Here is a 20,227-nt window from a genome sequence, read left to right as displayed (position 1 = left end):
AACTCCCGCTGATAGCACTTCAACAACGAGACCAGACGGCTCCGGTCACGCTCGTCGCAGACATAGAAGAGAGCGGCTCAGGCCCCGTTGATAACCGGCGGGCCGAGGAAGACGACGTTCTCGCGGGCGGTTATGAAGTCCAGTGTGCCCAGGTGCGCGAGTTGTTGGCGTGTCATGCCCCGCAGGTGGGATGCGTCGATCTCCTCGATGGTCTTGACCGAGGGAAAGTGGGCGGCTCGGATGCGTTGCTCGCCGCCGTGGCTGTCGCGGGCGGAGACCTCGCGTTGCAGGCAGGCGACGAGGTATTCGAGGTGGGTCCAGGACTCGGTGCGGGCGCGCTCCGCCAGGCGTTCGGCAGCGTCCAGCAGGGCGGGCGCCTTCATCGCGCGGGAAAGGAAAGCCAGGTCGGCAGTGGTCTGTCGGCCGGTCTGGGCCGTCGGTGTGTCGGTGGCGGTCGTGGTGTTGGGAGCGGAGGTGCGGGACATCAGGTGTCCTCCTTGCCGGCGCCGCCCTCGATGAGGGTGAAGATGCGGTCGTAGGAGCCGAGCTGGCGTTGTTCGACCTCGATGCCCAGGTCCTCGAGGGCGAGGGCGGTCAGGCCGCGGGCCTGGGCGCGGGAGGCACGCTGGTGGATTGCCTGGCCGCGCAGGGTTTCGGCCGCGGCGGCGTGCTCGGGGTCGGTGATGGTCTGGTGCCGGGCCCAGCAGCGGGCGTGGCGGGCGACGGTCTCGCCGGTGCGGGTGGTGGCGGTGATCTCCTCGGTGTCGGCCCGGATGGTGATCTGCTGGCCGATGGCGCGAGGGTGGACGGAGTAATCGCAGGTGCCGACGCGGATGTAGTGGTCGCGGCCCAGGCGGATGCTCTGGGGCCACCAGTGGGGCGGGGCGACCGGTGGCAGGGTGAGCATCGCGCCCCGGTCGGCTTCCCAGCGTTCGGCGGGCCGGCAGCCGATCGTGCGGTGGTGCCGGCGGTTGGCGATCTGCAGCCATGCCGTGAGCTGGGTGTTGAAGTCGCCCGGTCCGGCGAACGTGCGGCCGGGCAGGAAGCTGGTCTCCAGATAGCCGTTCACCCGCTCCACCAGGCCTTTCGCCTCCGGGTCGCGGGGCCGGCAGAGGCGGATCCTGATCGCGAGCAGGCCGGCGAACGCCGCGAACTCCGAGGTCAGCTTTCCCTGGCCGACGCCGCTCTCGTTGTCCCAGACCAACATCTTCGGGACGGCCTGCCAGCCGGACAGCAGCCGCCAGTGCCCATCGATCAGGTCGGCGGTGGTCCGGGACGGCAGCATCCGAGCCGTGATCATCCGTGAATAGCCAGCCACCATGACCAGCACCGGAGGGCGTCCCGTCTGCCCGTAACCCAGCGGGATGTCCGTCGGCGGGAACCACAGATCGCACTGGGCGAGCTCACCCGGCTGGTAGACCGTCCGCGACACGGGATCCACGGGAAGGTAGGCGGGCCGCAGCTCGCGGACGCGTTCCTTGAGGATGGTCAGCCCGCGAGTCCAGCCGATCCGCTCGGCGATCACCGTGGCCGGCATCGTCGGCGTCTGCTTCAGCAGCTCGCGGATGGCCGGCTCGAAGACGTCGACCGCCGATCCCTTCAACGGGCGCTGGTAGACCGGCGGCCGGTCCGAGGCCAGGGCCCGTGCCACGGTGCCCCGGGAGATCCCCAGTTGCCGGGCCACGGCCCGTGCCGACAGACCCTCGGCCCGGTGCAGCCGGCGAATCTCGGCCCAGTCCTCCACGCCGATCACCTCTTTCCTCCTGACTCCCGTACCAGTGAAGTCAGGATGATCAAGAGATCACGCAGTGACCCGCTTTTGATCCGCCGTCCGTGGTCCTCGTTTCACCCGTCGCCGACACCTCCCCGCACCCGCGGGGGTCAGCCGTCTCGCCGAGCAGTGCTGTACCCAGGCCGGCGGTCCTCCCCGCACCCGCGGGGGTCAGCCGGAGGAGGCCGGCGCGTACGCGGGGGCGTTCCTGTCCTCCCCGCACCCGCGGGGGTCAGCCGGACTCCACTGGCCTGTTCGCCATCGAGTGGGAGTCCTCCCCGCACCTGTGGGGGTCAGCCGGGGGGAGGGTGGCTTGTTCGCACTGCCTGAATGTCCACCAGCCGCACGCTTACGACGTTTTCCGAGTGCGGCCGCCGGCGATCTTCCTTCTCTCGCAAGTCAAGTCGGTACTTACGGGGCATTTTGACGCGTAAGTACCGTTTCCCGTTTTCGCTTGACTCCGCACGCACCGTGTCGCAAGCATGGCCGTAACCGCCGGGGGAGGGCCTGTGAAGCGAGGTACCGTCCGTCAGATGTCGAAGCTCGGGCGACGGCATCGGCTGACCGCCGTGGCGGCCGTCGCCGTTCTCGGTGGCGGCTTCGCGGTCGACGCGTGGCTGAACCAGGACCCGGAAGCCAAGGTCTACGAAGGCCCCGTGGCCGGCCAGCTGCTGCTGGTCAGCTCCGACGGCCAGACCCTGACACTCAGCATCGGCTGGGGTTGTGAGAAGCAGCCCGAACTCGTGGCCCGCGAGACCGCCGGCACAGTAAAGGTCTCCCTGCGGCACACCGTCCCCCCGGGGTTCTGCGACCCAGGCGGCATCGGACGGATCACAACCCACCTGAACAGACCGCTCGGGACCAGGGCGCTGAACGACGCCACAGGCAAGCCCGTCATCCACTTCGACGAGCGCAACCTTCTCCGGCCCGCGTTCCTGCCGGAGAACTACTACCCCTATCCTGCGGGCAGGATGGTCGAGTTGCCCGGCCTGGCCCCGCTCCCGACCGACACCCCGGCCTGGGCCAGCGGATACCGGCTGGGAACGGACCCTGAACAGGGGTCCCTGATCATCAGCCAGACTCTCCGGAACAGCACACCACCGACCGGGCGGGCCACCGGCGTCAAGGGCCACCCTGCGACCATCACGCAACCGGATCCTCATGACGGGCCCCGTTCGCTGACCTGGTCGGACGGGACCTACACCTTCGTCGTCACCACCGGCGGCCCCCCACGACTCTCGGACCAGGAACTCATCCACGTCGCGGAGAACCTCGGGTAGCTGCCACCACGACGACGTCCGGCGGGACCGTTCATCGGGCAGGCCCCACCAGAACCGAGGCTGCGCCCGCAGCGGTCAGGGCGCAGTGACCTCGTCGACGCGGGTGATCGGTGCGGCTTCCTCCGTGCCGGATGTTCTCCCGGGCCCGCTGCGGGGCTGAGCGGTTGCGTCGCGCCGAGGACCGGGTCCGGTGGGCTTCGTGGGTGAGTTGTGAGCGCGCCTCCCGTTCGGCGGTTTCATCGAGACCGGCACCGACTGCTACCAGTCCGCCAAGAGCCGCGCCGAGCCGAGCCGTGCCGTGCCGTGCCGGACAGAAGGGAATCAGTTGCACGAAAGCGGCAACAGCCCCCGGCGTGATCGAGTGTCCGTACGGGTGGACTCGGCCGACCACCGCACGGGCTTCCGGCCGGCCAAGGGTCTGTCACGGAAGGCGCAGTGGCTCGTCTTGAGACCGCGATCCAACGCGATCTCCCCGTCCGCGGGCGTGGCACGAGCCGTAGCCACGGGCTTGAGGCGCCTTCCCTCGCGCCTCGTGGGGGCCAGCCGTATCCCGCGTTCGAGCCGTCCTCCCCGTGCCTCGCGGCCGACCGCCCACTGTCGCACGCCACTGGTAGCCGCTGCACGCGGTCGGCGGCGCGGTACGGCTCATCGTTAGCGGTCCGCGTGACCGGTCCGCTCGGATGGGTCATGATCGCGGTCTGCTACGTTCACCTGCACGAATGAATCGCTCGGACGTGCGGTGATGCACACCGCAGCACAGCCACGACCATGCCGATCCGTGGGCGGGCGCAGGCCGGCTGACAGGGGGGACCGGAATCCATGAACGCGTACGCAGGCTCGGACGGGCCGGGAGGGCCCTTCGCCCCTCCGACGGCAGCGCCGCCGCTCGGGCCGACCTTCGGGGTCAATCCGGCCGACCTGGACCTGGCGGCCAAGGCCGCAAAGGAGAGCGGTGAGGCGATGCCGGGCGAGCTCAAGGCGATCCATCAGCCCTCCGACACGGCGGTCGCCGCGCTGTCGGGCTGGCAGGTCGGCGCCTCGCTGCACAACTGCACCGCGGCGTGGGAGGAGCTGCTGAACAAGCTGGCCTCCGAGGTCGACGGGATCGCCCTGAAGCTGAGCCAGACCGCGACCGACTACCGCAACGCGGACAAGAACGGCGCCTCGGGTCTGAAGCCTTCCGGGCTGTTCCCGCAGGGGACGCGCTGATGGTCAGTCTCGCCCAGCTGCGCGACGCCGACCTGTCCGGCCTGGCGCCGGCGGCGACCGCCTACGACACCCTCGCCACCAACTTCGGCAAGCATGTCCAGAACATGCAGCACGAGGTCCTCAAGCACGTCTTCAACGCGAACTGGGTCGGCAACGCCGCCGGCGCCGCCAACGCCTCGCTGCAGCGCACCAGCAATCGGCTGGACGCCGCGCACACCGAGATGTCGGCGGCGTCCGGGCTGCTGCGCGAGGCCTCCGAGAGCTTCCTGCTGGCGCAGTCCAAGCTGCAGGTGGCGTTGCAGGAGGCCAAGGACCTGGGGCTGACGGTCGCCGACGACGGGACGGTGTCCTGGCCGGCGCCGGCCAAGGCCGAGAAGAACGACCCGGACTACAACATCCCCGAGCGGGCGAAGGCGCTGGCGAACCGGATCTCCGGCGCCGTCACCGAGGCGGGCAACGCCGATCAGAAGATCTCGGCGCTCCTGAACTCCCTGACCGAACGCGCCCGCAACGGCACGGGGCTGGAGACGGACAAGGCGGCCGCCGACCTGAAGGCCGTCACGCAGCAGGGCGTCGACCTGATGGCCGCCGGCTTCCCGCCCGCCGGCGCCTCGCCGACCGAGGTCAACTCCTGGTGGCGGAGCCTGACCTCGGCCGAGCAGCAGCGGCTCATCGAGGGGCACCCGGACCTGCTGGGCATGCGCGACGGCATCCCGGCCGTGGTCCGGGACCAGGCCAACCAGCTGAACCTGGCCAACCTCATCACCAAGTACCAGCAGAAGCCGAACCCGACGGACGACGAGAAGCAGAAGCTCAACGGGTTCCTCGCGATCAGCAAGCGCCTGGAGACGGACAGGGACAAGCAGCCCCCGAGGCTCCTGATCGGGATCAGCGAGGAGGGGCAGGGCCGCGGCATCCTGGCCTTCGGGAACCCGGACACCGCGAAGAACGTCAGCGCGTACGTGCCGGGGCTGGGCACCAAGCTCAGCGATGTCGGCGGCAAGGACGGCGACCGCGCCCTGAACGTGCTGAACGCCGCGCAGAAGGCCGATGCCGGCTCCACGTTCGCGTCGATGGTGTGGCTCGGCTACGACCCGCCGCCGGGCCTGGAGAAGCTCCAGGAGGGCGACACCCGGCCCCTTGAGGTGATGGACACCGACCGCGCCACCAAGGGCGGCGCCGCCTACGACAAGTTCATGGCCGGGTTGCGCGCCACCCACGACGGGCCGCCCGCCCACCTCGTCGCCCTCGCCCACAGCTACGGCTCCACCACCGTGGGCCTGGGCGCGCAGATGAGCGGCGGCACCGGCGCCGACGACATCATCCTCGTCGGTTCCCCCGGCACCGGCGCTCAGCGGGCCTCGCAGCTGCACATCGACCCCAGCCACGTGTGGGTGGGCGACGCGGAGAACGACCCGGTCAGCCACCTGCCGTCCAAGGGCCGCGTGGCCAACGACATCCAGGGCGCGCAGCAGGGGGGCATGATCGCGGGTCCGATCGGCAGTGTCGTCAACGGCTACGTCGCCGACAAGATGTACGACTGGTTCGGCCCCGAGAACCAGCTGTGGTTCGGTCAGGACCCGGCCAGCGGGGACTTCGGTGCCAATCGCTTCGCGGTCGCCGACGGACCGGAGATGTCCTTCGACTCCCATTCGAACTACATGACCGACCCCAAGGAGTCGGAGTCGAAGACCCTGGAATCGGTCAACAACATCGGCCAGATCCTGGCCGGACAGTACGACCACGTCACGAGGCAGGACCACCGATGAACCACCGTTCCCGCCCCGCCCCGCGTCTGTCGGCGGCCCTCGCCGTCCTCGCCCTCGGTGCCACCGCCTGCACCGCCGGCGCCGGGGCGGGCCCCGGCCAGAGCCAGGGGAAGACTCCGGGCCCGCTCATCCCGCCCGCCCAGGCCCTGCAGAAGCTCGACTCCCTGCTGGCGGAGACGACCTCGGGCGTACAGCCAGCGCTGCGGTACTGGGACGCCTGGCCGCAGGCCACCGTGCGGTACTCCAAAGGCCTCGACGAGCACTCCCTCGGCTACGCCGCGGCCTCCCGCGAGCGCCACGTGATGACCAAGGTGGCCCCCGGCAAATACGACGCCCTGCTGGCCGCGGTACGCGACACCTGGCAGGCCAAGGGCTACCGGATCGACACGGGGCCCGCCAACCTGAAGGGCTTGTTCGCCACCACGGCGGACGGCTACGGCGTGAGCGTCACCATCCATCCCGCCGGGAACATCGACATCGGAGCCACCGTCAGCCCCGTCCCGGTGCCCGACGGCCGGGACCTGTTCGGCACCCCCACCCCCGACCCGGTCATGGCCAACGGCAACCCGGACGTCCTGCCCAAGTACGACGACCCGTACTGGTCGATCTGACCGCCGCGCCCCGCCGGATCGCCTCCCGCCTCCTCGTTCCGAAAGCCTCCCCATCCCCATGACCCCCGAACAGGCCGTCCAGGCACTCGACGCGCTCCTCGACGAGGCGATGTCCGCCATCCGTCCCCCGCTGCGGTACCGGGACGGATGGCCGTGCTCCACCGAACGGACCGCGGGCCCGGACGACCACTCCCTGGGCTACGCCACCGCCACCCGCGACCGGTACGTCATGACCAAGGTCGCCCCGTCCAAGTACGGCGCGCTGCTGGGCATCACCGAACGCGGCTGGCAGGCCCGGGGATACCGGATCACCGCCGTCAACCCCCGCCAGCCCGCCATGTTCGCCTCCACGCCCGCCGGGTACGGCGTGTGCCTGCTCGTCGGCGCCGCGGGCAACATCACCTTCCAGGCCGGCGTCGGCCCCATTCCCGTCATCCGCAACCGCGACCCCTTCGGCACCTACGTCCCCGAGCCGACCCTGCCCGACGGACGCCCCGACATCCTCCCCCGGTACGAGGACCCGTTCTGGTCGCACTGAACCGCCGCCGGCAGTGTGCCGGGAGGGTCCTCCTCCCGCCTGCGGGGGTCAGCCGATGGCCAGCGCGGCCGAGGCGATGCCCAGCCCGTCCTCCCCGCACCCGCGGGGGTCAGCCGAAGCCCGAGACGGGCCGTGGGGGTGCCACCTCTCCGGCCGTCTGGACCCGGACCAGCTCGCCCAGGCGTCCGCCCCGACCCACGCCATGGCAAAGGTCCAGGGCCTCACGGGCATCGACCTCGACCAGTGGATCGACGCGCAGGGCCGCACCCGCTACGTCGAGGAGCGGATGGTCCTGGACGGGAAGGCGGTCGTCGCCAAGGTGGCCTTCCGCGACTTCGGCCCGGCCGGGACCTTCGTGTGACCGCACCCGTCATCGCCGGGTCTCCCGGTCCTACGAGTAATCGGAATCAACCCACCGACAACGTAAGGACCCGTCAGGCGGCCCCTCGGCTCCCTTCGCCCGTTCACGGCCGCTGAAGCCCGTCAACCCGTCGCGGGCGACGTCTACGCTGGTGGCATGGCCCATGCGAAGACCTCGTACGTCTGCCTGCCCTGCCGGGCTTCGTACAAGCAGCCCTACGACAGGGAACGGCGGCGGATCTGCCCGCGCTGCTCGGAGCCGCTGGCCCACGTGGGGTCGGCCTTCGCCGCACCCCGGCGACGGGACATCGCGGCCTGGCGGACGCTCTCGGTGCTGGTGAACGCGGGCGTGGGTTTCCACAAGAGCTGCTGTGGCGGCCCCGGGTACCGACCCCGCACGCCGCGCGAGGTGCGGGAGCGGATGACGCATGCGCTGCGTACCGGCGAGCCCGTGGCCAAGGCCCTCGTGCGGCGTGCACCCTGATCGGGCACCACCCCTGACGCGCCTCGTTGCGCCGCCGGCCGGACCCGTTGATGCCGGCGGGGACCAGACCGTCCCCGAGAGGCGCACACCTGACGGACGCGCAAGGATCCGTGTGCGCGGATACCGGGTGACGGCGGCGGGGCGTGCTCGGGATGGCGACACCACAGTGGCCCCTGGAGCCGGGAAGGCGCGCCTCCTATCGCGTAGAGGGTCGGCGCCGACCCCACCTCATGCCCGGTACCCGTCCCCCCTGGGGACAGGTGTGCGGCCGCGTGCCGGGCTACTCGGGCGGGCCCGACGGTTCGGGGTCGGCGAGGGGCCAGGTGTCGCGGTCGCGGACGTGGTCGTAGCCGGGGAGTTCGGCGGCGAGGACGTCGAAGTGGGGCAGTGGGGCCCAGAGGGCGCGTTCGCCGATGACGTAGAGGCGGCGTTTGGCGCGGCTGGCGGCGACGTTGAGCAGGTGGGGGGTGCGGGCGGCCCAGGTGCGGGCGCCGGGGCGGTTGCCGCCGAGGACGAGGATGACGACGTCGGCCTCCTTGCCCTGGGCCTTGTGGACGGTGGCGCAGCGCTCGTCCAGGAGTTCGGAGGTCCAGTGGGCGCGGCCGTGGCAGGTGTCGCGGGCCTCGGTGACGAGGGCGCGGAAGGGGGCGATGATGCGCAGGCGTTCGGGGGTGACGCCGTGGCGGTCGAGCTGGTCGAGGAGGAAGGTGAGGGCGCGGCGGTCGCGGTCGCCCCAGGGGGCGTCGGCTGGGCGGGCGGGGTCGTCGGTGTTGAGCCAGCGGCTGGGGAGGAGGTCGTCGCGGTCGGGGTCGGGGAAGCTCTGGGGGCGGGTGCCGTAGACCATGAGGCCGCCGTAGGCGACGTCGTTGCTGACGGTGAACATGGGGTCTTCGCAGCGGCGGTGGACGCGCAGGGGTGAACCGACCCAGACGGTGTCGTCGTCGGCGCCGGCGGGTGCGGGCAGGTAGGTGCCGTAGCGGTTGACGCGGTCGGCGACCGCCTGGGCGGAGGTGGCGGAGGGGAGCCATTCGTCGTCGACGTCGTAGGCGCGCAGGAGGCGGCGTTGGAGGGCGATGGGCATGGTGACGACCGGTTCGAGTTGGAGGGGGTCTCCGACGAGGACGGCGCGGCGGGCGCGCCAGAGGGCGCCGATGGCGGCTTGCGGGGTGGCCTGGCCTGCTTCGTCGACGAGGATCCAGCCGATGGAGCCGCGGCCGAGGCGGGCGAACATGGTGCCGATGGAGGAGAAGGTGGTGGAGACGACGGGAATGAGGAGGAAGAGGGTCTGCCAGGCTCGCTGCACCTCCTCGTCGGGGACGGGGCCGCTGGTGCCCGCCATGAGTTCCATCAGGACCTGAAGGTTGCCGCGGGTCTTCTTGGCGGTGCCGGCGACGAGGGCGCGGTGCAGGTCGAGGGCGCGCAGGAAGAGGTCGCTGCGGGCGGTGGACCAGGCCTCGTCGGACCAGGGGGAGCCGAGTTCCTGGTCGTGGTCGTCGAGGCTGGTCCAGTCCAGGGGCAGGGAGGGGAGGGTGGTGGACGCCTGGCGCAGGAGGCGGTGGGCGGCGTCGAGGTCGGCGGTGGCGGTCTCGAGGTCGCGTTGGGTGGTGTCCGTTTCGCGCCGGGCCTGCCGGACGGCCTCGTGGGCGGCGGACTCCTCGGTGCGGGCGGTGTCCTCGTGCCGTTGGGCGCGGGTGACGGCGGTGACGGCGGCGAGTTCGGTGGTGGAGCGGTCGTGCAGGTCGGCTGCGGCGAGGTCCTCGGCGTGTGCGCACCGGGCGATGTGGTCGTAGGCGTCCTCCAGGGCGGTGCGCTGCTGGACGAGCATCTCGAGGATCTCGGCCTGGGTGCGTTCGCGTTGCTGTTCGGCGGCCTGGCGTTCGGCGGTGGTCTGGAGTAGTCGGCGCAGTCCGGAGCGCAGGCCCGGTTCGGCGACGGGGGGTGCCTCGTGGCGGGCGGTCAGGGCGTCGACGTGCCGGCGGTGGTGGGCGGCGCGTTCGCGGGCTGTGGACAGGTTGGCGCGGGCGGCGGCGAGTGCCTGGCGGGCCTGCGGGACGCGCTGGGCGGCGGTGCGGTGGGCGGCTTCGGCGGCCAGGGTCGCGCTGCCGGCGGTGACCGCGGCCGTGGTGGCGGCGTCGTGGCGGGCTTCGGCGGCTTCCACGTGTTCGTCGGCGCGGCGGACGGCGGCCCGCAAGGCCTCGATGCGCTGTCGGCTCCGTCCTGACCCGGTGTCCGCCAGGGCGGCGGCCAGGTGGACGCGCTCGGTGCGGAGGCGTTCGACTTCGGCCTGGGCCGCCTTGAACGCGGCGACGGCCTGGCGCCAGGAGGGGATCGGCTGGGCGGGTGCGGTGGGTGCGGTAGCCGTGTCGGGTGGGTCGGTGCGACGGTCGCGCGGGGTGCGGGCGGGCGCCGGGGTGCGGGGCGGGATCCAGTCGCTCAGGACGGCGTGCATGCCGCGCAGCGGGGGGAGTCCCGCGTCGGTGCGGGCCGTGGTCTCATCCTCGGGCAGGCGGCCCCACCAGAAGCGCTCGCCGAATTCCTTGCGGTTGGCCTTGTTGCCGAGCACCGCGGCGACCAGTCCCCAGGCGGGTGCGCCGCCGAGCAGGGCGGAGGCGAGGTCGGAGAAGTGGTCGGGGCCTCCGTGCCAGTGGTCGTCGAGGGCGGCGGCGCCGGGGAGTTCAGCGGTGATGTTCTCCACGGCGCCGTTGTTGGAGGAGGTGACGACGATCTCGTAGCCGGTCAGCCTCGGGTCGAGTGCCGAGACGAAGCGCGGGTGGACGCCTTGGCGGTCCCTGCCGCGCCAGGGGCGGCCGACGAACGCCTCCTCGGGCCGTTTGTAGGAGGCCATCACGGTGGCCCGTTCGACGACGAGGGCGGCGACCAGGTCGCGCAGCATGGTGGTCTTGCCGGTGCCGGGCGGGCCGTTGACCGAGAACAGGCCGCCGTCGGTTCCGGCGCGGTCGGCGAGCATGCGGTTGACCGCGAACTGCTGGCTGAGCGCGAGCGGGTGCCCCGCCTTGGCGGGCCAGCGGCCGGCGGGTACGAGCGCGGGGTCGACGCCCGCCAGGACGGTACGACGGTCCTGGCGAAGGTCGGTACGGGTGTGGACGGCGATGTCCCGGAGTGCGGTCAGGTAGGCGTCCAGGGCCGGGCCGAGGCCGTCCCCGAGCCCGGTGCGGACCCGGGCGAGGTCCGGTGGGAGGAGGCTGTTGAGGAACGGCTGTGCGGCGGTGGGCTTGGTTTTGGGGTCGCGCGGGCGGTGGACGAGCCGACTGCGGACACGGATCACGCGCGGGTCGAGGCGGTGCTGGACGCCGCACAGGTGGGCGATCTGGGCGGTCAACGCGACGAGGTCGGCGAACGCGACGGGGCGCGGGCCCGTGTCGGCCCCGTGGTCGGGCGGGGGAACGTCGGCGGCGGGCTCCGCCGACGCCGGGGCCGCCCCGGGGACGGGCGAGCGCTCCTCGTCGACGCCCTCGCGCGCGGGGCGGCGGGCCGCCGCCCAGTCCGCGACCCGGCGCACCAGCGGTTCCGTCGCCCCCTGGAGGGCTGCGCCGGCGACCTCGCCGAACAGCGCGCCGACCGCCGCCACGGCGGCGCCGCCCAGGACCTGCGCGAGCAGTTGCCGCCAGCCGCCCGCCGGGGCGGCGGCCTGCGGCACGGGTTCGGTGCCCGCGGGGGCGGCCTGCGGTGGAGGGCCGGGCGGGCGAGAGTGCCCGGTCGTGTAGGGGATCGGGATGGCGGTCAGCCGCCCCACCGCCACCTCGAACGCCTCGCCCAGCTCCTCGAAGCCGTCCAGCCACCCGGTCGTCGACGGGCCCGGATCGAAGAGGCGGCCCGTCGCCCAGCCGCACGCGGAGATGACGGACGTGCCCTCGATCGGCCGCCCGTGCTCGTCCAGGACCAGGGCGAACATCGCGCTCTGCCCCGACAGCACCAGTTCCTCCGGCGGCACCCCCGGGTACGGGTCGGTGCCCTCCGGCAGCACCGCGATCATCGCCTGGCGCAACAGCTCCAGGTCGAACACCCCGCCGTACACCTCGTGCCGCCACACCATCCCTCGCGGCGCCCGCCACGCCGCCGTCACCGGATGGTCCGACGCCCACGGCAGCGACGGCGCCACCTGGCCGACGGCCGGCGTCAGGTCCAGGACATACGTGTCGGAGGCACGGGGCCTGGAGGTGCGCTGTCTGCGCGCTACCTCCGGGATGGTCGGCGGGCTGAACAACTCGATGGCACGCCAACACTCCAACAGGTCTGCCACCCGCCGGTCCCGCCCCTGTCCGGTCCGCACCCCACTGCCCCCCGTGTCGAACCCGCGGCTCCCAGCCGCTTCGTGTGCCGATCAGCCGGCCGCAGAATCTACCGGACCGGCGGCGGGCAAGCCGAGTACCCAGGTCAGAGGCCGGCGGCGGGCCCGACGGCGTCCGCATCCGCCAGCGGACGGCCGTGGCAACCGACCCCCGACGCCGGGGGCCACACACATAGAGCCACCCCAGCTCACGCGCCAGGCACGCCACGTCCCGACGGCGCTGATACGTGACACGATGTCCCCAGTACGTTGACCCCTCAACAGAGCGTCTGCAGCATCACCACGTTCACGCAACGGCACATCGGGCCGATGGCAAAGAAATGGCAAATCCGCTACTTCGCCCCAGGTCAGGAAGCGTCCTCCCCGCACACGCGGGGGTCAGCCGTCCGAATGCGGAACGGGCCGCCCGGTGGGGGGGTCCTCCCCGCACACGCGGGGGTCAGCCGATGCCGCGCGAGCCGAGGTGGCTGTACAGGTCGTCCTCCCCGCACACGCGGGGGTCAGCCGGGTTGAGTCAACCGGAGTGGAGGAGGCGGCGTGTCCTCCCCGCACACGCGGGGGTCAGCCGGAGGAGCCCGGCGACCCGGACTGGTCCCGGATGTCCTCCCCGCACACGCGGGGGTCAGCCGCGGTGGGCGGGGTCGAGGGCGTCGTGGCGGATGTCCTCCCCGCACACGCGGGGGTCAGCCGTAACTACCCCCGGGGCTGCCCCCGGGGGGTCAGTCCTCCCCGCACACGCGGGGGTCAGCCGTTCTGGGACAGCTCCCGCCGTGTCGTCTTCTCGTCCTCCCCGCACACGCGGGGGTCAGCCGGCGTGTCGTGCGTCCACCGCCAGACGCCGTGTGTCCTCCCCGCACACGCGGGGGTCAGCCGTGGAACCAGGAGGTGCGCGACGACCTGATGCGGTCCTCCCCGCACACGCGGGGGTCAGCCGGCCGGGCAGGACTTCATGCCGCTGGCCCCGGCGTCCTCCCCGCACACGCGGGGGTCAGCCGTACGGGCCACCCGTCGTAGGGGTGCGGTGCTTGTCCTCCCCGCACACGCGGGGGTCAGCCGGACCTCCGCCGCTCCCTCCGGCCGCTCGTGACGTCCTCCCCGCACACGCGGGGGTCAGCCGCAGGCCATGGTCCGGCGCTCGGGCGAGGTGCTGTCCTCCCCGCACACGCGGGGGTCAGCCGGTTGAGCAGGGCGTCCGACCAGCCACCGACGCGTCCTCCCCGCACACGCGGGGGTCAGCCGCCCTGCAAGACACCCTCCGGTCGGCGCATGGCGTCCTCCCCGCACACGCGGGGGTCAGCCGGCCTGGATCTCGGCGAGCGGCTCCGTGGCGTCGTCCTCCCCGCACCCGCGGGGGTCAGCCGTAGAGCGTCGGGAGGCCCATCTGGGCCACCCAGTCCTCCCCGCACCGGCAGGGGGTCAGCTGGCTCGCCACGTGGCGGCGCGGGAACTGTGCGACTCCTCTCCGCCACGGGGGTCAGCCGTACCTGCTTCGGCCGCCATCGGGTGGCCGGCGCCCCGCTCCAGGACAGCAGCACCGCCAGGAGCACGCGGCGCTCAGCCTGCACGGCCACCAGCGCGCGCTGCGCTCCCCGGCGCTGCCGATCGCTCTGGCTACAGCTCCCAGGTCCCGTACCGGCGCTGGTGGGGGTCAGCGAGAGTACGCCATTGGTCGCACCCGAAACTAACACTGCAGCGCCTGAGAACGTTGAAACCGCCGAAACAGGCCAGGCCGAGGCGGCCCGCAACAGCGGGCCCGCTGCACCGTCCGCGCTGTCGCCCGCGCGATCCAAGTCAGAGCGATTCCGTCGTGCCCGAAACCAGCCAGCCCGGCGTGTGCAGTGAGACCTCACGGCGCATCGCCACGTCAACAGGGCCGGTTACCACCCGTGGCTGCCGGGGGAGGACACTGGTTACCGGTCCCGCCCGTACGAGAGCCTCTGGAGGACACGGTGAGCGCCGCCCCCTTGCACGGCCATCACGACGACCAGCAGTCCATCCCGCGCACCCAGGACGCCGTCGCCGCCGCCTTGCCGCCGGCGCAGCGGATGGAGTTCTACCGGGAGATGGGCGAGGCCGACGACGAGACGATCGGTGGCGTCCTGCGGCGTTGGTGGCTGCGCGCCCAGCTGTACCGCGACCCCGAGGGCGACCGCATCCACGCCGACGTCCAGGCCGGCACCGCTCCCGGTGCTTCGGCCGCTTCGGTCCTGCGTCGTCTCGGGGCCCTGTGAGCGAGTTCCCGGACGAGGACGACCCGATCACCGTCTCCCCGGCCGTCGAGGAGTTCCTCGGCGACCCCGGCACACCGGCCGAGGTGTTCTCCGCCGTCGTCGCCTTCCTCGTCGACCTGCGCGAGAACCCCTTCCCACACCTGAGCATGCCGGTCCCCGGACGGCCCGGCATGCACTCGGCGCCGCTACGCAGGGATCTGGGACTGGTGGAGTATGCGGTGGACGAGGGGCAGGATCCGCCCCGGGTCTACGTGTCCCGGATCCTGCGCGCGGACTGACGCTTCCCCCCACCTGTCCGAACGGCCCGCCTACAACAAGCGTCTACGCGCTGTCCGGCCGCTGTTCGAGCAGGCCATCCGCGACCTGGCCCGGGCGACCGGCCTGTGGGCCGAGCCTCGGCCCGGGGACGAACGGCATCGAGACCGTCCCGCACGTGCGGATCACGGCCAGGTCCACCGTCAGCAGGCGCCGGCGGGCGGCCGGAGGGAACAGCACGAAGTGCGTCGACAACGCGATCTGCAGAAACGGCGAAACCGCCCCCGACAGCACGGACAGCACCAGCAGCCCGCACCCGCGGCGGTCAGCCGTGGTCGCCGCCCTGCGCGGACGGGTACGGCCGCTCCTCCCCGCCCCCGCGGGGGTCATCCGATGCCTGAGGAGGACCTGTTGTGGGACTGACTGTCCTCCCCGCGTCTGCGGGGGTCGGCCGCATGAAGGTCGTGGGCCGGTCCGTCTCCAGTTCGCGCTCGATCCGGTCACGCGTTGCGACCGCCCGTGGATCGTCGTAGCCGGCCAGGAGGGCAAGGGCGTCCTCCCGGTGTCGGCGTGCGGTGCGCGGGTTCTCGGTGAGCAGGGCTGCGCTGAGGGCGTCGAGGGCCAGGGCCTCGTGCCAGGTGTCGCCGAGTTCGTGGTGGGCGGTGGCGGCTTGGCGGAGGAAGGCGGATGCCTCCGTGTGGCGGTCGAGGTGGCGGTAGGTTTCGCCGCTGCCATGCCAGGAGAGGGCTTCGCGGCTGCGGTCGCCGAGGCGGCGGTGGAGTACGGCGGCACGCTGGTAGGAGTCCAGGGCGTCGGTGTGGTGTCCGTTGGCCCGTTGGGCGTCGCCGAGGGTGAGGAGCCAGAAGCCTTCCAGTCGGTGGTCCCGCAGGCTCAGGGCGATGTCCAGGGCCGCTTGTGCCGAGGTCAGGGCCCCGACCCGGTCGCCTTCCTCGCGTTGGAGGTCGCTCAGCAGGCGCAGGGCGTTGCCTTCGCCGCGCTGGTTGTCCGATGTGCGGTAGGCCTCGAGTGCCTGGTGAACGGCGGCTGTGGCCTGCTGTGCGCGTCCGGCGCGGTAGTGGGCGCTGGCGAGGTTGGCGAGTGTGGTGGCTTCCCAGTGATGCTCGCCCTGTAGGCGGAAGCCGGCGAGTGCCTGCTCGAAGTACTTTGCCGCCTCGCCTAGTTGGCGCTTGTGCAGGTGGGCCAGGCCCAGCAGGTTGAGGGAGTGCGCCTCGTTGAGCCGGTCCCCGAGGTCGCGCCAGATCGCCAGCGCCTTCCGGTGGTGTTCCAGGCTCTCGTCGAGGGAGTTGGTCCGGGTGTGGCCCATGCCGAGGTCGGTGAGCAGGAGGGCCTGGGCGGTGTCGTTGCCGAGCCGCTGCGCCGCGGCCAGGCCGATTTTTCCGGCCGGGAGCCAGTCCGCGCCCGGTGCCGAGGGGGCCTGGGCGTTCCAGAGCACGGCGGCGAGCTGCCAGGTCAGGTGGTCTTCTCCGGCTGTTGAGGCGGTTCGGACGGCCTGCAGGAGGTTGGCGCGCTCGCGTTCGGCCCAGTCCACGGCGGCGTTGTAGTCGGTGAAGGCCAGCGCTTGGACTCCGTCCGGCAGTGGTGCGAGCGGGAGGCGGGCTTCCGCCGGGCGGAGCCATGGCTGAGCGGCATCGGCCGTGTGCAGGTACCAGCACAGGGCTCTCCGCAGTGCGGCCTGGCGCTCGGCGGGTGGTTCCTCGTTCTGTGCCTGGTCGGTGGCGTAAGCACGCAGCAGGTCATGGAACTGGTAGCGGTCCGGTGCGGTCTGCTCGACGAGGTGGGCGCCGACTAAGGAGTCGAGGAGCTGGCGGGTGCGGCTGGTGGTCAGATGCGCGATCGCGGTTGCGGCGTGGAGTCCGAAGTCGGGGCCGGGGTGCAGGCCCAGGAGGCGGAAGAGGCGGGCGACCTGGTCGGGCAGGGCGCGGTAGGACCAGGCGAAGACGGTGCGGACGGCGTCGGCGTCCTCGTCGTCTCCCACGCTCAGGGCGTCCCACAGGGCGGATTCGTCGCGCAGGTCGGAGATCAGGTCGTCCAGTCCCATGTGGGGCAGGCTCGCGGCGCGTTCGGCCGCGATGCGCAGGGCCAGGGGCAGTTGGGCGCAGAGCCGGGCGAGTTCGGTGAGCTGGGCTGGGTCGTCCTGTGGCCGGTGGCCCGCGGTGACGGTGCGCAGCAGGGCGACGGCTTCGGGTTCGGGCAGGGTGCCGAGAGTGAGGCGGCGGGCGCCGTCGCGGACGGCGAGGCCGGAGAGGCGGCTGCGGCTGGTGACGACGACCAGGCTGCCGGCGCTGCCGGGCAGGAGGGGGCGGACCTGGCTGACGGTGGCGGCGTTGTCGAGGACGATCAGGACACGGCGTTCGGCGAGCAGGGAGCGGTAGAGGGCCGCGGCTGCGTCGGGGTCCTGCGGGAGGGACTGGGTGTGGACGCCGAGGGAGGTCAGGAAGCGGTGGAGTGCTTCCTGGGCGGTGACGGGTCGGCCGGGGTCGTAGCCGCGCAGGTTGACGTAGAGCTGTCCGTCGGGGAAGCGGCTGCGAGCCTGGTGGGCCCAGTGCAGTGCGAGTGAGGTCTTTCCGGCACCTGCGGTTCCTGCGATGACGAAGACGTGGGCGTCGGCCGGGTCCTTGCTTTCCTCGGTCAGGATGGCGTCGAGCAGGCGGAGTTCGTCGACGCGGTTGACGAAGCCGCGTACGTCGGCCGGCAGCTGGCGGGGTGTCGGGGTGGCGTTCTCGCGGTCCGCGGTGCTGTGGAAGTGGACGCCTCCGCTGATGTCCCTTGCCTGGACGACGTCGTGGGCCGACGATCCGGACAGCGCGGAACGCGTGCTCCCGGGTCCGCCGCTGCTCCCACTGTGCGCGTCTGCCACGTTGCTCCGCTTCTGTGTGGGCGGGGGAAGGCGCGCCACTTCACGGTCGAAGTAGGTCAGCACGTCTTCACCTGTCCGGTGGAGATCCTCGATGTAGTTCTCCCAGCGGAGGACGATATCGGGATCTGTGTAGCGGATCGCGCCGATTGGGATTCCTGTTGCCGAATACAGGACCTGGTAGAGGGTGCGACCGCCGAGAATGACGATTTCCGGCAGCGGCCCGAATTCCTCGGAATCGGCCAGTGCCTCGGCGTTGACGATACTGATCCTCTCGCCGCATTCGGCGCGGATCCGCAGCGAATGCAGCTCCCACTGCAGATAGGCCGTCAGCGGCTTCTCGACCACCCGTACGCGGTGGAAGAAGGACTGGCGCTCCTCGTCCTCCCGGCCGATCTCGAGCAGCGCCTCGCGCCTGTTCTCGAGGAGCCGCAGCGCCTCGTCCCAGTCGCCGCGCAGGACGGCCTCCCAGCTCGGGCTGCTTTGCTCCTCGAAGTGCTGGCGCCGCTCCAGCTTCCAGGAGTCCCGGCCGCGGACCTGCGCATCCCGCTCACGGAAGTCGCGTTTGTAGTCCTGCCGGGCGAGGCTCTCGCCCCACTCGGACCGCAGCTCGGGGGCCTGCCGATCAGGCATCCGCGATGTCCGTTTTCGCCGCGCGGAGCATGAGGCCGGGGATGACGACGAGCCGCTCGTCAGGGCCGATGACGACGTCTTCGGGCAGCCGGCCGCCGTAGTTCTCGGTGAGGTCCCGGCCGATCACGGCGATGTCACCGTTCGAGAGCTGCCAGATGTCCGGGCATTCGTTCCGGCCTTCGGACACCCCGAGCTCTTTCGCGGACTTCCCCAGGCGCTTCTCGAACGAAACGGAAGGATCTACTTCCCATGCACGAGCCATGTCTGCCCCCGTTTGTTTCTGCCCTCGACACAGAGCTGCGGGTTCGGCATCCTACACCTGAAGGCTGGTCAGGGAAATATGCAGTACATTCGCCATGTACTCCTAAATGATCACCATCGCGGCACAATCGGCCTGTTTTGTGGCGGTACTCGTCCACGTCCGCAACCGGCCCGGACAGATCCTTACGCCACACCTGGCGCGCATCCGGCTCAACTGCCGGAGACACCAGCCGCAACCGCCACGTCCGGAACCGCCACGGGGAGCGCGAGCTGTTCCCGATCGGGCCCACGCCGGCTCTGATTCCACGCACCTCACGTCGCCCGGTTCACGGCCTCGTGCACCCGCTTCGACCGAATCCGACCCGCCCCAGCGACTCCAAACCCACACCTCTCAGCACTCACGAAACTGCTCGGACAACAGCTACTGGCCGGTTCGCCCGCCCGACGACAGCGAACCGTACGTGTGGGGCTACCGCTCCCCATGTCACCGACACGTGGGATGATTCGCAAGCCCTTTGACATCTCAACAGCTCAAACGGCGACGTTGTAACGTCCGCACAACAACGCGCCAAGCTATGCAAAGAAATGACAAAGCCACCACAACGCCCCAGGTCGCGAAGGGTCCTCCCCGCACCCGCGGGGGTCAGCCGGTCATGACGGGGGCTCCTCGGTCAGCTGGTCTGTCCTCCCCGCACCCGCGGGGGTCAGCCGCACCTGCGGGTAGCAACCGAGATCGCGTACGGGTCCTCCCCGCACCCGCGGGGGTCAGCCGGACGTTTGCCCGCGTTCCGGCCGGATCATCGGGTCCTCCCCGCACCCGCGGGGGTCAGCCCTCGCGTTCGGCCCGCGCCCGGTCTTCGCGCTCCGTCCTCCCCGCACCCGCGGGGGTCAGCCGTACATCTTCATCCCCTGGCGGCTGGAGTCGGTGTCCTCCCCGCACCCGCGGGGGTCAGCCGTGCGGTCGCGACGGTTGAAGAGACCGTCGTCGGTCCTCCCCGCACCCGCGGGGGTCAGCCGTCAAACACCCTCCGCCTCTTCTGGCCATGGGCGTCCTCCCCGCACCCGCGGGGGTCAGCCGCGTAGGGAAGGGCCTCGCGGCCCAGCGCACCCGTCCTCCCCGCACCCGCGGGGGTCAGCCGGAGCGGGCCGCCAATCCAGCGGAGTTCGGCGCGTCCTCCCCGCACCCGCGGGGGTCAGCCGTCGAGGTCGGCGGGGCCAGTGCTGATGGTCGCGTCCTCCCCGCACCCGCGGGGGTCAGCCGAGCTGAATGGTGCCCTTCGCCCGGCTGAGCCGGTCCTCCCCGCACCCGCGGGGGTCAGCCGCCTGGCGTACGTGGACGAGGCGACCCTGATTCGTCCTCCCCGCACCCGCGGGGGTCAGCCGTACGGGCCACCCGTGCCAGGGGTGCGGTGCTTGTCCTCCCCGCACCCGCGGGGGTCAGCCGTACGGGCCACCCGTGCCAGGGGTGCGGTGCTTGTCCTCCCCGCACCCGCGGGGGTCAGCCGTTGGCGACGAAGACCGGCAGCAGGATAGTGATGTCCTCCCCGCACCCGCGGGGGGTCAGCCGCCGCCCGCTCCGATCCATTCGGCGAGCTCGTAGTCCTCCCCGCACCCGCGGGGGTCAGCCGGAAGCGGACCGGA

General features: G+C 71.8%; 15 protein-coding genes and 2 CRISPR repeat arrays (1 of these 17 only partly in view). Of the genes, 9 read left to right on the top strand and 6 right to left on the bottom strand.

The genetic code is table 11. The annotated features are described in order from the left end of the window. Positions 1 to 77: 77 nt before the first annotated feature. Positions 78 to 485 carry an ATP-binding protein gene (locus ACIOJE_RS29150; RefSeq protein ID WP_400780131.1) on the bottom strand — a complete coding sequence of 136 codons (408 nt, stop codon included), beginning with the start codon at positions 483 to 485 and terminating at the stop codon, positions 78 to 80. After that, positions 485 to 1,753 (bottom strand): IS21 family transposase, encoded by a 1,269-nt coding sequence (gene istA / locus ACIOJE_RS29145; RefSeq protein WP_400780129.1) that lies wholly within the window; start codon positions 1,751 to 1,753, stop codon positions 485 to 487. Before istA ends, ACIOJE_RS29150 begins: the two co-directional genes overlap by 1 nt. Positions 1,754 to 2,304: 551 nt before the next feature. Here istA and ACIOJE_RS29140 point away from each other — a divergent pair. The 7 genes from ACIOJE_RS29140 to ACIOJE_RS29110 all read left to right on the top strand — a co-directional run bounded on the left by ACIOJE_RS29140 (position 2,305) and on the right by ACIOJE_RS29110 (position 8,022). Further along, positions 2,305 to 3,051 (top strand): hypothetical protein, encoded by a 747-nt coding sequence (locus tag ACIOJE_RS29140; protein WP_280685535.1) that lies wholly within the window; start codon positions 2,305 to 2,307, stop codon positions 3,049 to 3,051. 819 nt (positions 3,052 to 3,870) lie between these two features. After that, on the top strand, positions 3,871 to 4,260 hold the full coding sequence (locus tag ACIOJE_RS29135; protein WP_400780126.1) for a hypothetical protein: 390 nt from the start codon (positions 3,871 to 3,873) through the stop codon (positions 4,258 to 4,260). After that, positions 4,260 to 6,029, top strand: a complete 1,770-nt coding sequence (locus ACIOJE_RS29130; RefSeq protein WP_400780124.1) for an alpha/beta hydrolase — start codon at positions 4,260 to 4,262, stop codon at positions 6,027 to 6,029. The genes ACIOJE_RS29135 and ACIOJE_RS29130 overlap by 1 nt, the downstream gene beginning before the upstream one ends. Further along, positions 6,026 to 6,640 (top strand): hypothetical protein, encoded by a 615-nt coding sequence (locus tag ACIOJE_RS29125; RefSeq protein ID WP_400780122.1) that lies wholly within the window; start codon positions 6,026 to 6,028, stop codon positions 6,638 to 6,640. The genes ACIOJE_RS29130 and ACIOJE_RS29125 overlap by 4 nt, the downstream gene beginning before the upstream one ends. Before the next feature lie 58 nt (positions 6,641 to 6,698). After that, positions 6,699 to 7,178, top strand: a complete 480-nt coding sequence (locus tag ACIOJE_RS29120; RefSeq protein ID WP_400780120.1) for a hypothetical protein — start codon at positions 6,699 to 6,701, stop codon at positions 7,176 to 7,178. Positions 7,179 to 7,380: 202 nt separating this feature from the next. Then, on the top strand, positions 7,381 to 7,539 hold the full coding sequence (locus ACIOJE_RS29115) for a hypothetical protein (protein ID WP_400780118.1): 159 nt from the start codon (positions 7,381 to 7,383) through the stop codon (positions 7,537 to 7,539). A 156-nt stretch (positions 7,540 to 7,695) separates the two neighbouring features. Continuing rightward, on the top strand, positions 7,696 to 8,022 hold the full coding sequence (locus ACIOJE_RS29110) for a deoxyxylulose-5-phosphate synthase (RefSeq protein WP_280685529.1): 327 nt from the start codon (positions 7,696 to 7,698) through the stop codon (positions 8,020 to 8,022). A gap of 280 nt (positions 8,023 to 8,302) precedes the next feature. Here the strand turns inward: ACIOJE_RS29110 and ACIOJE_RS29105 are convergent, their stop codons facing one another. Further along, positions 8,303 to 12,283 (bottom strand): AAA domain-containing protein, encoded by a 3,981-nt coding sequence (locus ACIOJE_RS29105; RefSeq protein WP_400780116.1) that lies wholly within the window; start codon positions 12,281 to 12,283, stop codon positions 8,303 to 8,305. A 404-nt stretch (positions 12,284 to 12,687) separates the two neighbouring features. After that, positions 12,688 to 13,754: a CRISPR direct-repeat array (repeat unit 29 nt; unit sequence GTCCTCCCCGCACACGCGGGGGTCAGCCG). Between the two features lie 526 nt (positions 13,755 to 14,280). Between ACIOJE_RS29105 and ACIOJE_RS29100 the strand changes: the two genes are divergently transcribed. Both ACIOJE_RS29100 and ACIOJE_RS29095 read left to right on the top strand, forming a co-directional pair. Next, positions 14,281 to 14,562 carry a hypothetical protein gene (locus ACIOJE_RS29100; protein WP_280685526.1) on the top strand — a complete coding sequence of 94 codons (282 nt, stop codon included), beginning with the start codon at positions 14,281 to 14,283 and terminating at the stop codon, positions 14,560 to 14,562. Beyond that, positions 14,559 to 14,840, top strand: a complete 282-nt coding sequence (locus tag ACIOJE_RS29095) for a hypothetical protein (RefSeq protein WP_280685525.1) — start codon at positions 14,559 to 14,561, stop codon at positions 14,838 to 14,840. Before ACIOJE_RS29100 ends, ACIOJE_RS29095 begins: the two co-directional genes overlap by 4 nt. A 43-nt stretch (positions 14,841 to 14,883) precedes the next feature. Here the strand turns inward: ACIOJE_RS29095 and ACIOJE_RS29090 are convergent, their stop codons facing one another. The 3 genes from ACIOJE_RS29090 to ACIOJE_RS29080 are packed head-to-tail and all read right to left on the bottom strand — an operon-like array spanning position 14,884 to position 18,587. Next, the gene (locus tag ACIOJE_RS29090; RefSeq protein ID WP_400780113.1) at positions 14,884 to 15,120 is read right to left on the bottom strand and encodes a hypothetical protein; all 237 of its coding nucleotides are present in this window, start codon (positions 15,118 to 15,120) and stop codon (positions 14,884 to 14,886) included. A 22-nt stretch (positions 15,121 to 15,142) separates the two neighbouring features. Next, entirely contained in the window at positions 15,143 to 18,325 is a 3,183-nt protein-coding gene (locus ACIOJE_RS29085) for an ATP-binding protein (protein ID WP_400780111.1), read from the bottom strand. Beyond that, positions 18,318 to 18,587 (bottom strand): hypothetical protein, encoded by a 270-nt coding sequence (locus ACIOJE_RS29080; protein ID WP_400780109.1) that lies wholly within the window; start codon positions 18,585 to 18,587, stop codon positions 18,318 to 18,320. Before ACIOJE_RS29080 ends, ACIOJE_RS29085 begins: the two co-directional genes overlap by 8 nt. A 620-nt stretch (positions 18,588 to 19,207) precedes the next feature. After that, positions 19,208 to 20,227: a CRISPR direct-repeat array (repeat unit 29 nt; unit sequence GTCCTCCCCGCACCCGCGGGGGTCAGCCG) (it continues 963 nt past the right edge of the window).

The organism is Kitasatospora sp. NPDC087861 (assembly GCF_044742585.1).
GTDB lineage: Bacteria > Actinomycetota > Actinomycetes > Streptomycetales > Streptomycetaceae > Kitasatospora.
This window is presented reverse-complemented; position numbering and strand designations above follow the sequence as displayed.